Source organism: Rhizobium rosettiformans W3 (assembly GCF_004912135.1).
Lineage (GTDB): Bacteria > Pseudomonadota > Alphaproteobacteria > Rhizobiales > Rhizobiaceae > Allorhizobium > Allorhizobium rosettiformans.
On the sequence record NZ_STGU01000021.1, the window covers coordinates 25,329 to 37,946 of the forward strand.

Annotated in this window: 16 protein-coding genes and 1 tRNA gene; 7 read left to right on the forward strand and 10 right to left on the reverse strand. The window is 60.8% G+C overall.

What is annotated here, in order from left to right; translation table 11 throughout:
* Window positions 1–74: 74 nt before the first annotated feature.
* The 9 genes from yacG to FAA86_RS22200 form a co-directional block, all read right to left on the reverse strand.
* Window positions 75–287: a DNA gyrase inhibitor YacG gene (gene yacG, locus FAA86_RS22160; protein ID WP_136543212.1), complete on the reverse strand. Its 213-nt coding sequence runs from the start codon at window positions 285–287 to the stop codon at window positions 75–77.
* A 2-nt stretch (window positions 288–289) separates the two neighbouring features.
* The gene (locus FAA86_RS22165) at window positions 290–910 is read right to left on the reverse strand and encodes a Maf-like protein (protein ID WP_113460020.1); all 621 of its coding nucleotides are present in this window, start codon (window positions 908–910) and stop codon (window positions 290–292) included.
* Window positions 911–949: 39 nt separating this feature from the next.
* Window positions 950–1,168 (reverse strand): translation initiation factor IF-1, encoded by a 219-nt coding sequence (gene infA / locus FAA86_RS22170; RefSeq protein WP_004435948.1) that lies wholly within the window; start codon window positions 1,166–1,168, stop codon window positions 950–952.
* 143 nt (window positions 1,169–1,311) lie between these two features.
* Window positions 1,312–1,773, reverse strand: a complete 462-nt coding sequence (locus tag FAA86_RS22175) for an arsenate-mycothiol transferase ArsC (RefSeq protein ID WP_136543214.1) — start codon at window positions 1,771–1,773, stop codon at window positions 1,312–1,314.
* Between the two features lie 5 nt (window positions 1,774–1,778).
* Window positions 1,779–2,252: a UPF0262 family protein gene (locus FAA86_RS22180; protein WP_113460022.1), complete on the reverse strand. Its 474-nt coding sequence runs from the start codon at window positions 2,250–2,252 to the stop codon at window positions 1,779–1,781.
* A gap of 2 nt (window positions 2,253–2,254) precedes the next feature.
* Window positions 2,255–3,553, reverse strand: coding sequence for a histidinol dehydrogenase (gene hisD / locus FAA86_RS22185; RefSeq protein ID WP_136543216.1), 1,299 nt, complete (start codon window positions 3,551–3,553; stop codon window positions 2,255–2,257).
* Between the two features lie 64 nt (window positions 3,554–3,617).
* Complete coding sequence (locus FAA86_RS22190) at window positions 3,618–4,055, reverse strand: DUF2948 family protein (RefSeq protein ID WP_136543218.1); 438 nt, start codon at window positions 4,053–4,055, stop codon at window positions 3,618–3,620.
* Between the two features lie 136 nt (window positions 4,056–4,191).
* Window positions 4,192–5,484 carry a UDP-N-acetylglucosamine 1-carboxyvinyltransferase gene (gene murA, locus FAA86_RS22195; protein WP_136543220.1) on the reverse strand — a complete coding sequence of 431 codons (1,293 nt, stop codon included), beginning with the start codon at window positions 5,482–5,484 and terminating at the stop codon, window positions 4,192–4,194.
* Between the two features lie 180 nt (window positions 5,485–5,664).
* Window positions 5,665–5,922 carry a hypothetical protein gene (locus FAA86_RS22200; protein ID WP_136543222.1) on the reverse strand — a complete coding sequence of 86 codons (258 nt, stop codon included), beginning with the start codon at window positions 5,920–5,922 and terminating at the stop codon, window positions 5,665–5,667.
* A 155-nt stretch (window positions 5,923–6,077) separates the two neighbouring features.
* Between FAA86_RS22200 and FAA86_RS22205 the strand changes: the two genes are divergently transcribed.
* The 5 genes from FAA86_RS22205 to FAA86_RS22225 all read left to right on the forward strand — a co-directional run bounded on the left by FAA86_RS22205 (window position 6,078) and on the right by FAA86_RS22225 (window position 10,018).
* Window positions 6,078–6,152, forward strand: a tRNA-Thr gene (locus tag FAA86_RS22205).
* A gap of 80 nt (window positions 6,153–6,232) precedes the next feature.
* On the forward strand, window positions 6,233–7,855 hold the full coding sequence (locus tag FAA86_RS22210; RefSeq protein WP_167495071.1) for a DUF6538 domain-containing protein: 1,623 nt from the start codon (window positions 6,233–6,235) through the stop codon (window positions 7,853–7,855).
* A 391-nt stretch (window positions 7,856–8,246) separates the two neighbouring features.
* On the forward strand, window positions 8,247–8,447 hold the full coding sequence (locus FAA86_RS22215; protein ID WP_136543226.1) for a hypothetical protein: 201 nt from the start codon (window positions 8,247–8,249) through the stop codon (window positions 8,445–8,447).
* Between the two features lie 162 nt (window positions 8,448–8,609).
* Window positions 8,610–9,119, forward strand: a complete 510-nt coding sequence (gene rnhA / locus FAA86_RS22220; protein WP_136543228.1) for a ribonuclease HI — start codon at window positions 8,610–8,612, stop codon at window positions 9,117–9,119.
* A 74-nt stretch (window positions 9,120–9,193) separates the two neighbouring features.
* Entirely contained in the window at window positions 9,194–10,018 is an 825-nt protein-coding gene (locus FAA86_RS22225; protein ID WP_136543230.1) for a hypothetical protein, read from the forward strand.
* Between the two features lie 173 nt (window positions 10,019–10,191).
* On the opposite strand, the gene FAA86_RS22230 is transcribed toward FAA86_RS22225, so the two are convergent.
* Entirely contained in the window at window positions 10,192–11,043 is an 852-nt protein-coding gene (locus FAA86_RS22230; protein WP_136543232.1) for a hypothetical protein, read from the reverse strand.
* A gap of 367 nt (window positions 11,044–11,410) precedes the next feature.
* Here FAA86_RS22230 and FAA86_RS22235 point away from each other — a divergent pair, with 367 nt between their 5' ends.
* Window positions 11,411–12,004: a recombinase family protein gene (locus FAA86_RS22235; protein ID WP_136543234.1), complete on the forward strand. Its 594-nt coding sequence runs from the start codon at window positions 11,411–11,413 to the stop codon at window positions 12,002–12,004.
* 169 nt (window positions 12,005–12,173) lie between these two features.
* Window positions 12,174–12,539 (forward strand): 4-fold beta flower protein, encoded by a 366-nt coding sequence (locus tag FAA86_RS25225; protein WP_136543236.1) that lies wholly within the window; start codon window positions 12,174–12,176, stop codon window positions 12,537–12,539.
* Window positions 12,540–12,618: the final 79 nt, after the last annotated feature.

Consider the following 12,618-nt stretch of genomic DNA (forward strand, 5'->3'; position numbering starts at 1 on the left):
TGAAAATCGCTGAAAGGTGAACAAGAACAAGCAGATCGCCACTGGCTGCACCCCTTGTTCGGGATGGCAATTCCTCAGTCGCGGTAATCGTCGTCGGCCTTGGACTCGTCGTCGGCGACCGGAATGGCATAGGAGCCCTTCAGCCAACGCGAGAGATCAAGGTTGCGGCAGCGGTCGGAGCAGAAGGGGTAGTTCTCGCGCGTCGAGGGACGATTGCATTCGGGGCATGGCCGTGTCTTGCGCAGCGGCTCGACTTTAGCGGTCCGCTGGTGCTCTTGTCCTGCCATGATCAGCCCTCCGTCCAGCCGGTGTGGACGTCATAGCCCTCGCCTTGCAGCATCTGCAGCGTCTCGAAGAGCGGCAGGCCAACCACATTGGTGTAGGAGCCGACGATCTTCTGCACGAAGCTGCCGGCAATGCCCTGGATGGCATAGGCGCCGGCCTTGCCACGCCATTCGCCCGAAGCGAGGTAGCACTCGATGTCGTAGCCGGAGAGGCGCTTGAAGCGGACCTTGGTCTCGACGATCTTCTGGCGCAGCTTGCCGTCCGGAGCAATCAGGCAGACGCCGGTGAAGACCCAGTGGCTGCGGCCGGAAAGCAGATGCAGCGCCGAGGAGGCCTCCTGCATCAGCTCTGCCTTCGGCAGGATGCGGCGCCCGACGGCAACGACGGTGTCGGCGGCAAGGATGTAGCTGTCGCCCCAGGTGAGATCCTTGCGCACCTGCTGGTGTGCGGCCCTCGCCTTGTCAGCGGAGAGGCGGCGGGCGAGCGAGCGCGGATGCTCCGATTTCTTCGGCGTTTCGTCGAGATCCATCGGCATCAGACGCGCGGGCTCAATGCCGGCCTGCTTCAAGAGATCCACGCGGCGGGGCGACCCGGAGGCCAAAATCAGCTTCTGTCTCAATTCCATCCGGACGCGCTCCTCAAGCCTCAGCTCGTGGTTCAAGCCTTACTTGAAGCGGTAGGTGATGCGGCCCTTGGTCAGGTCATAAGGGGTCATCTCGACGAGGACCTTGTCGCCGGCGAGAACGCGGATACGGTTCTTGCGCATGCGGCCTGCAGTGTGGGCGATGATTTCGTGTTCGTTTTCGAGCTTCACGCGAAAAGTGGCGTTGGGCAGCAGTTCGGTGACGACACCGGGGAATTCGAGGACTTCTTCTTTTGCCATAGAGCGGTTGTCTTTCCTGGGGTTTTAGAGCGGGGCGCGCGGAGGGCCCCGAAAATGTGGGCGGAAACTACACAATCGCCCGGCATTTGTGAACCTTGTAGATTCGGCTTTCGGAAAATGTTTCAAGAGGGGCGAAAACGCCTTCAATCGGGGCCCAGCACGAGCCTTTCACGGATCAGCTTGGTCAGCCGATCGCGCACGTCGCGATAGGCGGAGAGCCTTTGCTCGCGGCTTCCGGTCTCAACCGTCGGATCGGGCATCGGCCAGTATTCAACCTCGACAGCGGAATGACGCGTCAGCTCCAATGCTGCATGATGCGCTTCGGGCGTCAGCGTCACCACGAGATCGAAGAAGTCGTCGGCCATATCCTCGAGCGTCTGTGGCTGGCGGCGGCCGAGCGACAGACCGATCTCGTCGAGCACCACATCGACAAAGGGATCCCGCTCCCCCTTCTTGACGCCGGCCGATGCCACCCAGGTTCCAGAGGGAAGCGCCTGCCTTGCAATCGCCTCGGCCATCGGGCTGCGAATGACATTCTGGCCGCACATGAAGAGGATCGCCCCCGGCCGCGACGAACGGCGGCTACCTACCCCGCCCTCATCCATGGTGCCTAGCCCCGCCAATAGAGTACGCAGACGAGCGTAAAGAGGCGGCGGGCCGTGTCGAAGTCGAGCTTGATCTTGCCCGAAAGCCGATCCATCAGCGTCTGCGACCCGTCGTTATGGATGCCACGACGGCCCATGTCGATCGCTTCGATCTGCGACGGGGTCGAGGAGCGGATCGCCTCGTAATAGCTCTCGCAGATCATGAAGTAGTCCTTGATGATCCGCTGCAGCGGTGTCAGCGAGAGGATATGCACGGCCACATCCTCGCCGGCCTCCGTCTTGATCGAGAAGACCAGCTTGCGGTCCATCAGCGACAGATAGAGCTTGTAGGGACCACCGGCATGGCCGACCGGCTCGAAGCTGTTTTCCTCGATCAGATCGAAGATGGCGACGGCCCTCTCGTGCTCGACGTCAGGGGTCGAGCGACCGATGGTCTCGTCCAGCACGACATCTGAGAGCCGAAAGTCGCCCGCTGCCATCCCTAGTCCCCGAGATTGAGCCGGATGGCGACGGAGCGGGCATGGGCGTCCAGGCCCTCCGACTTGGCGAGTGCGATCGCCGCCGGGGCGAGCTTGCGCAGCTGGTCCGGCCCGAGCCTGAGGATCGAGGTGCGCTTGACATAGTCCAGCACGCCTAGCCCCGAGGAGAACCTGGCCGAGCGAGCCGTCGGCAGCACGTGATTGGAACCACCGACATAGTCGCCGATGACTTCGGGCGTATGGCGGCCGACGAAGATCGCGCCGGCATTGCGGATGCCAGAGATCAGCGGCTCCGGATCATCGACAGCGAGCTCCAGGTGTTCGGCGGCAATGCGGTTGGCGAGCGGAATGCTGTCTTCAAGCTTTTCAACCTTGATGATGGCACCGAAATCGCGCCAGCTCGCCGAGGCCGTCTCGGCCCGCGGCAGAGATTTGAGCTGCCGCTCGACAGCCGCTTCCACGGCTTCTCCGAGAGCGCGATCGTCGGTGATGACGATCGACTGGGCGCCCGGGTCGTGCTCGGCCTGGGCGAGCAGGTCGGCGGCAATCCAATCCGGATCGTTGTTCTTGTCGGCGATGACGAGAACTTCCGAGGGACCGGCGATCATGTCGATCCCGACCGTGCCGAAAACCTGACGCTTGGCTGCGGCAACATAGGCATTGCCGGGGCCGACGATCTTGGCGACGGGCGCGATCGTCTCCGTGCCGTAGGCAAGGGCTGCCACGGCCTGGGCGCCGCCAATGCGGTAAATCTCCGTCACACCGGCGATGTTGGCTGCAGCGAGAACGGTCGCGTTGATCGCGCCACCGGTTGCCGGCACCACCATCACGATCCGCGGGACACCTGCGACCTTGGCCGGCAGAGCATTCATCAGCACCGAACTCGGATAGCTCGCCGTGCCGCCCGGCACATAGAGACCGACGGCATCGATTGCCGTCCAGCGCGAACCGAGCCCGACGCCGATCGCATCTTCGTAGATGTCATCCTTCGGCATCTGGCGTGCGTGGTGCCGCTCGATGCGGTCTGCGGCAAGCTTCAAGGCTTCGATCAGTTCAGGCGCCGTCGAGGCAAGTGCTGCGGCAATCTCTTCGGCCGTGACCGGCATGGGAACCGATGCGAAATCCACGCCATCGAAGCGCTTGGAATAGTCGGCGAGTGCGGCATCACCGCGGGTGCGCACATCGTCGATGATCTTGCGAACCGCGTCGTTCACATCGTCGGAAACTTCACGCTTGGTCGTCAGGAAGGCGGCAAAACGCGCCTCGAAATCCCCCGATGCCTGATCCAGCCAGATTGCCACGCCCCGTTATTCCCTCTTCAGCATTTCCAATTTCATGGCGCTGCAGCCCGCAGCGCTTACCGTCTCAGCCGGCTTCATGCTCCGGCCGGGCCGTCGTTTCCCAGGCGCCGCCGGTATCGGCGAGCTGGGCCTCGATGCACTCGACTTCCAGGGCGATCATTCCGCCACCGGCCAGCACCAGTTCCACAACACCATCAGGCCCCTCGCCCTTCGGCACATAGCGGATCGCGAGCAGGCTCATCACCTCATCGGCCTTGCTTCGGTCGAAGCCGATCGAGCGGACCGCTTCAACCCGCTTGAAGCTGAGGGCCGCGCGGCGACGCTCGAAGCTCTTGGAAACCCGCGCCGCCTTTTCCCAGACGAAGCGGTTGGCCGCGAGCGAAAACAGCCCGGAGCGTGCGGAGAAATTCAAGTCGCCGACCTTGAACACGGCGTCCTGCATATGGGCCGAAATGATCGCGAGATCATCGGCATCGAGCGCCAGCAGCTTCAAGTCCGTCATGTCACCTCACAGTATCGCCCTTCGGCGGTGCCCGTCGAATTCATGTTTTCGACATAGGTTGCGGCTTGTCCAGTGGCAACGGGGCAAAAAGACTTTTCGCCCCGCCCTTGCCGAGAAAGCGGGCCTGCGGCTGCCGTCAGTCGCTGATGCGCTCGACGATCGCGCCGCAGCGGGTGAGCTTTTCTTCCAGTCGCTCGAAACCGCGATCGAGATGATAGACGCGGCTGACCATGGTTTCGCCTTCCGCGGCCAGGCCGGCGATGACCAGCGACACGGATGCGCGCAGATCGGTTGCCATCACGGGTGCGCCGCGCAGGCGGGAGACGCCCTCGATGCGGGCCGTCTGGCCAGAAAGCGTGATCTTGGCTCCGAGACGGGCCAGTTCCTGCACATGCATGAAGCGGTTTTCGAAGATCGTCTCGGTGACATGCGAGACGCCATTGGCGCGGGTCATCAGACCCATGAACTGCGCCTGCAGGTCGGTCGGGAAACCGGGGAAGGGTTCCGTCACGATATCGACGGGCCGAATCTGGTCACCATGGCCGATGACACGGATGCCGCCCTCGACGGCAGAGACTTCGGCGCCGGCGCGGCGGATGGCTTCGATTGCCGTGTCGAGAAGCGTGATATCCGTGCCCGAGAGCGTCACGTCGCCGCCGGTCATCGCGACCGCCATGGCATAGGTGCCGGTCTCGATGCGATCGGGCAGGACGCGGTGGCGGGCGCCGGAGAGGCTCGGCACGCCTTCGATCGTGATGGTCGAGGTGCCGGCACCGGAGATCTTCGCCCCCATGGCGATCAGGCAGTTGGCGAGGTCGACGACCTCGGGCTCGCGGGCGGCATTGCCGATGACGGTCGTGCCGCGCGCAAGCGAGGCGGCCATCAGCATGACATGGGTCGCACCAACGGAGACCTTCGGGAAGGTGTAGCGGGCGCCGATCAGGCCGCCCTTCGGCGCCTTGGCATTGATGTAGCCGCCGTCGATTTCCATCTCGGCGCCAAGGGCTGCCAGACCTTCGATGAAGAGGTCGACAGGACGCGTGCCGATGGCGCAGCCACCCGGCAGGGACACACGGGCCTGGCCTTCGCGGGCAAGCAAGGGTCCGATGACCCAGAAGCTGGCACGCATCTTGGAGACCAGCTCGTAGGGTGCGGTCGTGTCGGCAACCGTGCGGCAGGTGAAATGGATGGTTCGCGAATAGGAGCCATCCTGATGTTCGCGGCGGCCGTTGACCGCGATATCGACGCCATGATTGCCGAGAATGCGGATCAGGCCCTCGACGTCTGCCAGATGGGGGACGTTTTCGAGCGTCAGCGTGTCGGATGTCAAAAGCGAGGCGATCATCAGGGGAAGGGCTGCGTTCTTGGCGCCCGAGATCGGGATGATCCCGTTCAACGCATTGCCACCAACAATCCTGATGCGATCCATGAGAGCCTGCGATACGGGCGAAAACTGCCCGCCTTTCCTTGAGAACGTGTGAGGGGAAGCCAATCCGGCGAGGCTGGCTCTTTAGACGAAAACCACGGGCGGTTCAATTGACGCCGCAACGCTCGGTTAATCACCGGGTTTGGACGAATTTGCGGCAAAGGCCGCGATGCCAGCCGCGCATCAACCGTCTTCGTCGGGATCACCCGGACGAGTGCTCCCGCGGGCCGCCGGCAAACCGATGCCGTCTTCTGCCTCTCCGGCACGGCGAGCGCGCGACTGCTGCTTGCGGCGCGCCAGATTTTCCCTGAGCTTTGCGGCCGCCCGCTCCCGCCGCCTCTGCTCGGCGTCGGAGAGAACACGTTTTCCACGATCGGCAAGCCGCGCCGCCTCCGCAGCATCGTCTTCCGCTTCGCCCTTGTTTTCCAGGTCATTCGTCATGGCTGCGTGATAACCGATCGAAGAAAAATCGAAAAGAGCCTGACGGCCCTGTCACAAAACTTGGCCAGCTCGACGCTTTACGGCTTGCGCTCCCCAAAACTCTGTGGCAATAGGCGCCTCGTTCCGGGCCGACCACTCAGCGTCGCCCGCCAGATGCTGCTATAGCTCAGGGGTAGAGCACTCCCTTGGTAAGGGAGAGGCCGAGAGTTCAAATCTCTCTAGCAGCACCATTCCATCCCCTTGGATTTGCAGAACATATTGGATTTGCTTGAGGTCTGGCCGTCCCACTGGTACACAGCGGCGGTACACAATGAGCCTCGTAATGCCCTCACCTGCCCTCATCAGCAGACGCTTCTACCTTCGCGTCCGCGTTCCCAAAGACCTGTTGAAGATCGCTCCTGGTCGAACCATTCATCTTCCGGTGGACGGCGTGTGGCGAGCTGTGAAGGCGGGAAGTGCCGTCAAGCTGTCCTTGGAGACGAGCGACGCAACCGAAGCGAAGAGGCGCTTTAGTGAGGCCTACGCAGCGCTTGGGCAAGCCTGGGAGGCAATGCGCTCGATCCCGGCAGCACTCTCCCACAAGCAGATGTTGGCGCTGGCTGGAGAAATCCGTGACGCCTTCGTGTCGGCCTTCGACGATGAACCCGGCACCGTCAGGATGTGGACACGCGTTCTGGTCGAGAACCAGCGGGCAACAGTCGGCGGCTCCAATCCGCTCAAAATCCCCACTCCCGAGACGATCCCGCTGGATATGGAGAGGCGGTTCGGGAGCTTCGTAGACATCAAGCTAGCTCAGAAGGTCCTTTCGATCTCACCCGAACAACGCCCTGTTTTGTTGCAATACGTGGCGCAGGCACTGGACGACGCTGCAGTGGTCAACTTGGCGAAAGCAGATGGCGACTACTCGAACAGTGGCGCGACCGCCAAGTACCCCGATTTCGTTCCGGTTCCGAGCCGCTCGCCAATTACGTCCGACCCAAAGCAGGAGGCAGCCACAGCCGTTACCTTTACCTCCGTGATCGATGAACAAGTCCGCAGACGTTCAGCGGGCAAAGATGGCTTGCCTATGCGGGACGCGACCGTGAACAAGTTCAGGGGCGCTGCTGAAGGGTTCAGGATTTTTCGAGGCAGCGACGACGCGACCCTGGTTACAGCGCGGGAGGCTGACGACTGGAAGCAGGCTATGCTTCGCGAGGGCAGGCTATCGAACAACTCGATCAAACAACGTCTGCAAAACCTTCGCACCGTCCTGGAATGGGCTCGTCAGCATAGCTTCGGTGAGCTGTACTCAACCGGAAATCCGCTCGACGTTGTCAAACCACCAGCGTTCCAGACCGTCGCGAGTGATGCCCGTACCTACACCATGGACGAAGCGAAGACGGTTTTGTTGGCCGCGAGGGCCCAAACGAAACCCGAAACCCGCTGGCTTCCATGGTTGTGTGCCTATTCTGGCGCACGGATCAATGAAGTAGCTCAGTTGCGGCCTGAGAACTTCTTCCAACTCAACGATGACTGGTTCTACCGGCTGACCACTACAGGGGGCAAAACCCTTAAGAACCGGACGAGCGAGCGTGTTGTCCCGGTCCACCCGGAACTCATCCAGGAGGGCCTGCTCGACTTCTTAGGCGCCTACCCACCGCATAGTGAGGCGCGTCTCTTCATACCTACCTCGACCCAGGCGGTTCAAAGATGGGTCAGGGAAAAGGTCGGGCTCACCCGAAAAGACCTCGCCCCGAGCCACGGGTGGCGGCACCTCTTTGAAGACATATGCATGATTGGTGGAGTATCGGATGCGGCCCGCAGCTACATCACCGGGCGTGCCACGGGCAAATCCAGCGAAGGCTATGGCAAGAGCCAAGCGATGCTTCCCGGCCTCGCCGACCAGATGCGCAAGGTCCCGGCAATCCCTTTGAAGAGTAAGCGCGACGCCTGAGGAACCCCGTGACGGGCTCATGTGCGGCATCGGGTTTCAGCTCCGACCCAACCACTGGTCGGCGACCTGCCGCGTCCATGCGTCCGTTCGGGGGCTTCCCAGCCCGACGTCTCAACCTCTTCTCGAATGGATAACTCATGCGTTCTTCAATAACTGCCTTGACCACTCAGGCTCTCTATAACCTCGCAATGGACCTCTCAGAAGGCTTCAGGCGGCGCTTCGCGTTCGTTGGCAACGGCCTGTTCATCCATCCCCCTTTCGCAAGCCGTAGCCTCTGGATTGAGTGGCGGGAGGTACCGGTCGGTCTCGGCATCGAACAAGACGAGACAGGTACCGTCCATCTGTTCGCCGGTCGGCTGCAGGGCACTCTTTCGACCGAGGGGACTCGCTGATGCTGCTCGCCATTCTTGCCGGGCTAGCTGCCTACATCGTCACCAATGGTCTTCTGGGAGCTGTCCACGGCTTCCTGTGCGGGAGCAGTCAGGCCATGTCGGCGCTGCTGCGCTTCTCACCTCTCGCTTTCCCGATCAGACTAGCGTGTTGGGCCTTGGCGGCATGGGCTGGCTGGAGCGCGTTCACCGCTGTGAGCTGACCAATCGGACCGATTACCCCACCCCCAAAGAGCCATGCGGATTATCCCACCCCCTAGGAGAACAGCCCAGGGGGCGGGGTCGGCACCGGCCGAAACCCATATCGACGCCCTGCCTCAAGCCGAGGTGGGGCGTTTTCGCGTATAAGCCCCACAAGGAATTCGATGTCTGAGATCAACAATACCTCCCCAACTTCCCTCACATTTAACCGACGCTACGAGATCGCCACCGATGGCGCTTGCAGTGGCAATCCCGGTCCTGGTGGCTGGGGCGCGCGACTGCTCTCCTGGGACGGGAGTGTTCTTCGTCGGCAGCCCAAGGAGCTGTCGGGCTGGCAGGAGGCTACCACCAACAACGAGATGGAACTCTTCGCGGCGATACGCGCACTGCGCTTCCTCAAGAACCGGACCATTCCGGTCACCGTCAAATCGGATAGCCAGTACCTGATCAAGGGCATGACCGAATGGCGAGAGGGATGGCTGGCAAGAGGCTGGCGAACGGCATCGGGTGAGCCCGTGAAAAACGGGGAACTCTGGCTAAAGCTCTACGAACTCGTCGAGCACCGGGACGTCACCTGGACATGGGTCAAAGGGCACTCTGGCGACCCAGATAACGAGCGAGCAGATGCCCTCGCGAAACGCGCGCTTGCCCGCTTTCTTCGCGGCGAACGGTAAGCCCCTCACGACAAACGGCAGCGCTCTCCAGACGCAGGAGAGCCATCTGCATGCGACAACCGCAAGGAACACTGATGAAAATTGAAGCCATTCGAAAGAAGCTTGAGAAAGCGGCTCCAGGGCGACCTATCGGCCCGTTCGAGATCGACCTCTCCGCCATCCACATCGACCCGACTATGCAAGTCAGGGACCGGCTCGACAAGCAAAACATGCACCGCATACGGTCAGCCTATCGTGCCGGGACTGAGTTGCCGCCCCTCGCGCTTGCCTTTGTGGAGGGAGATGAGACCTTCCCTATCGTGCTGGACGGACACCACCGCTTCACCGTCCTGGAGGCCCTAGCAGCCGAGGCACGGTTAAGGGGTGGTCCAGCAAGCATGACCGCGCAAGCCACGTTCGTTATCCTGACGGAAACGGAGGCACGCTTCCAGGCGGCTCTTGCGAACACCACCCACGGGCTGCAGTTGAAGCCCAGGGAAAGCCGAAGGGTGTTCGCCGCCTATGTCAAAGCAGGCCGCCACAGGAAGGGGGACGAGTTCAGGTCCTATCGTGACATAGGCAAGGACATGGGCCGGGACCACAAGACCATTATAGCTTGGATGAAGGCGGACTTCCCCTGTGAAGCGGCAAGAATGGCGGAGCCGGAGAAAGCCACAGAGGGTGGCGATGGACCGCCGCCACCGATTGTGGTCGTCGCTCACGCTATGGACGCTTGGCTGCTTGAAGGACGGTGCCTGTTCGAACAGGGCGGAAGCTCGGACAGGAGCAGGCTCACTAAGGGGCTGGGGCGGCTCTTGCGGTCGTTGGAGGTAGATCTAGCCCGAGAAGAGGGGGACGGCACCATTCCAGGTCTGGACCTTGAGACGTCGACCGAGCTCCCCGAAGACGCTGACTTTTGATCCTTGAGGCTGGGGAATTTCCCCATGCACAGTTCCCAGCCTTACCGCCCATTTTTTTCGGCGAAAATCTTCGAGGCGGCAATCGATTATGCGGCTCGGCGCATCGTCCCCCGTGCCCCGCCTTACGCGAGCTAGGGCGACCGAGGCTACTCTAGTCAAAGCGAATTGGGTGGTTATCCGGGTGAGTTGATGAGTGTCTCAAAGTCCATGAACCTGAGATAGATCGGTACGCTGCTGTTCGCCAAAGCAGGTTGAATTTTAGCTGCCAAGCTTTGGAGGTCGGCAGGCGGCAACCCATCATGAACAACGAGGAGGTAGCCCACAATCTTTAAGCGATCGTCGTGGCCAGCCGCCGTTTTGCCGCCCTCGATTATCGAGCTTAGTGCGCTCCCTAAGCCCGCCCACACAGTATTTCGAACATATTTGACCTCAGCTAAGATCAATGCGTGATCGCTTGCATGAACTGCGTCGAAGATCAGATCACGCCGATGCCTTGGCGAGACATTCCGATCGAACTCAACTCCAAGTTCAGCTGCCAATGCGTCCAACGCGTTTTTCTCGGCAAGTTTCGCCCTCTGCATGATCACGAGTGACGAGAGAGCTGCTCCCTCATCCGTTGCTGGCGAGGCGATAAGACTTTCGTCAGAGAGCGCAGGTGCAGCCGCCGTTGGGTCATGCTCAACTGTCAAGGCTCCGTCAGACGCAGCACGCTGGAGGTTGCTGGTTCCGCCGCTGAAGGAAATTTCAGACTGGAGCTTCGCCTCAACCTGAGCCTTTGATGCTTTCACGAAATTGTCCTCGTCCTTGAAATCGGACGGGGCGTAGAGCTTTGTATGGGCAAACCAAATGGTGGCGAAGAAACAGCCCACCAAGGCGATAGGGAACAGCATCAAAAACCAGATGTAAACCGCCTGAACCTCTTTATCGATAAGAGGCAAGACACCAATCCCAGCACCCTCGGTAAACGCTGCGAAGAGCGCGATCACTGAGAGCGGATTTCGAACGTGTCCCAGCTTCATGTCCATTCCCTTGCCTCCTCAACCATCCGAGGGCTAGACGATGCCAACATCGAAGTAAAGCACCAGCACTCGCCAAGCTTGTACAAGGGCCTCCGCATCTCGGTTAAGTGAAAAAACATTGGGGCAAGGGGACACCAAGCTCGGATGCTCAGCGATCTCGGCAGATGCCTTAGGTGCAATTGTAGGTCGCTGAGAGGGGTCGGGTATGCGGCTACCGGCGGATGAGTATGAGCCTATTGATGCCTGTAGCGCCCATACCGAAACCCCTTCTGAAAATCGCTGGGACGGCGCTAGCAGATCCAGGCTTCTTGGAAGCCTCTTGCGACATACCGAAATCAACTGTATTCGGTATGTCTTCAACGGAGCAGTTCCTATGACCAAGCGTGTTGCCATCTATCTTCGAGTCTCTACCAGCGATCAAACGACCGACAATCAGCGTCGGGAGTTGGAGGCAGTGGCCCAGCGGGCAGGCTGGCAGATCGTCCAGGTCTTCGAAGATGCTGGCTTCTCCGGCAGCAAGGGCCGGGAAAAGCGTCCTGCGTATGATGCCATGCTGAAAGCCATCACACGCCGCGAAGTGGACATGGTGGCCGCTTGGGCAGTGGATCGACTAGGGCGCTCCATGCAGGAGCTTACAGCCTTCCTAGGCGAGCTTCATTCACGTGGTGCTGACCTTTACCTTCATCAGCAGGCGCTCGACACCACGACGCCCAGCGGCAAGGCAATGTTTGGTATGATGGCGGTATTCGCAGAGTTCGAACGCTCGATGATCGTAGAGCGAGTGAACGCCGGGCTGGCAAGAGCAAAGGCTCAGGGGAAGAGGCTGGGGCGACCAGCACACGACAGGCTAATCGAGGCCAAGGTAAAGGAACTACGCGGACAGGGAATAGGCGTAGTCAAGGTCGCCAAGACGCTCGGTATCGGCGTTTCGTCGGTTCAACGAATTGACAAGCAGACCGCCGCTTGATGCCGCTAATCAGTTTGTGTGGGGGCGTCTATTCGTTTTCGTAGGCGTTGATAGCGTCATGACGGTATCTAGGTGACGATTAGCTAAAGCCGTGGAGTTCCCACAATCCAGAGTGGCCGGAAATGCTGCTCGGTGCTACGAATTGCTATCGATGGTAGGCGAGGTAGTGATGTTTGCTTTGTTCAATAGGAATTGTGAGCTGGTGGGATGGATCGAGCCGGATGAGCACATTTTCGACACTGACATGAATTGGGTCGCCTATTTATCTGGAGGCCATGGGTGGTCCGCAGCAACCGGAAACTGGTTAGGCCCTGTTGATGGCCTTCTATGTTTGGATCGATCCGGGCGCCCTGTTGCATGGAACCCTGAAGAACGGGTGGAGGGAACTGCGCGGCCTGGGAGACCCTCAAGGGCTGCTAGAGCTGCGAGACCGGGGCGACCTGCAAGACCCGCGAGACCTTCAAGGCCAAGTCGCCCTGCTACGCCAGCCGGTGGATGGTCCAGTGAAACATTCTCTGATTGGATCGGGAAGTGAGGACGCCGTCGTGGCAAATGAGGGGTAGACTGCGCTCGTGTCGGGCGAGCGCCTGGACCAATGGGATTTAGAGGCCGGT

Excerpts from the sequence above, each read along its gene's own strand:
- yacG (WP_136543212.1), bottom strand. The coding sequence starts at position 287 with ATGGCAGGACAAGAGCACCAGCGGACCGCTAAAGTCGAGCCGCTGCGC.
- FAA86_RS22165 (WP_113460020.1), bottom strand. The coding sequence starts at position 910 with ATGGAATTGAGACAGAAGCTGATTTTGGCCTCCGGGTCGCCCCGCCGC.
- infA (WP_004435948.1), bottom strand. The coding sequence starts at position 1,168 with ATGGCAAAAGAAGAAGTCCTCGAATTCCCCGGTGTCGTCACCGAACTG.
- FAA86_RS22175 (WP_136543214.1), bottom strand. The coding sequence starts at position 1,773 with ATGGATGAGGGCGGGGTAGGTAGCCGCCGTTCGTCGCGGCCGGGGGCG.
- FAA86_RS22180 (WP_113460022.1), bottom strand. The coding sequence starts at position 2,252 with ATGGCAGCGGGCGACTTTCGGCTCTCAGATGTCGTGCTGGACGAGACC.
- FAA86_RS22190 (WP_136543218.1), bottom strand. The coding sequence starts at position 4,055 with ATGACGGACTTGAAGCTGCTGGCGCTCGATGCCGATGATCTCGCGATC.
- murA (WP_136543220.1), bottom strand. The coding sequence starts at position 5,484 with ATGGATCGCATCAGGATTGTTGGTGGCAATGCGTTGAACGGGATCATC.
- FAA86_RS22200 (WP_136543222.1), bottom strand. The coding sequence starts at position 5,922 with ATGACGAATGACCTGGAAAACAAGGGCGAAGCGGAAGACGATGCTGCG.
- FAA86_RS22210 (WP_167495071.1), top strand. The coding sequence starts at position 6,233 with ATGAGCCTCGTAATGCCCTCACCTGCCCTCATCAGCAGACGCTTCTAC.
- FAA86_RS22215 (WP_136543226.1), top strand. The coding sequence starts at position 8,247 with ATGCTGCTCGCCATTCTTGCCGGGCTAGCTGCCTACATCGTCACCAAT.
- rnhA (WP_136543228.1), top strand. The coding sequence starts at position 8,610 with ATGTCTGAGATCAACAATACCTCCCCAACTTCCCTCACATTTAACCGA.
- FAA86_RS22225 (WP_136543230.1), top strand. The coding sequence starts at position 9,194 with ATGAAAATTGAAGCCATTCGAAAGAAGCTTGAGAAAGCGGCTCCAGGG.
- FAA86_RS22230 (WP_136543232.1), bottom strand. The coding sequence starts at position 11,043 with ATGGACATGAAGCTGGGACACGTTCGAAATCCGCTCTCAGTGATCGCG.
- FAA86_RS22235 (WP_136543234.1), top strand. The coding sequence starts at position 11,411 with ATGACCAAGCGTGTTGCCATCTATCTTCGAGTCTCTACCAGCGATCAA.
- FAA86_RS25225 (WP_136543236.1), top strand. The coding sequence starts at position 12,174 with ATGTTTGCTTTGTTCAATAGGAATTGTGAGCTGGTGGGATGGATCGAG.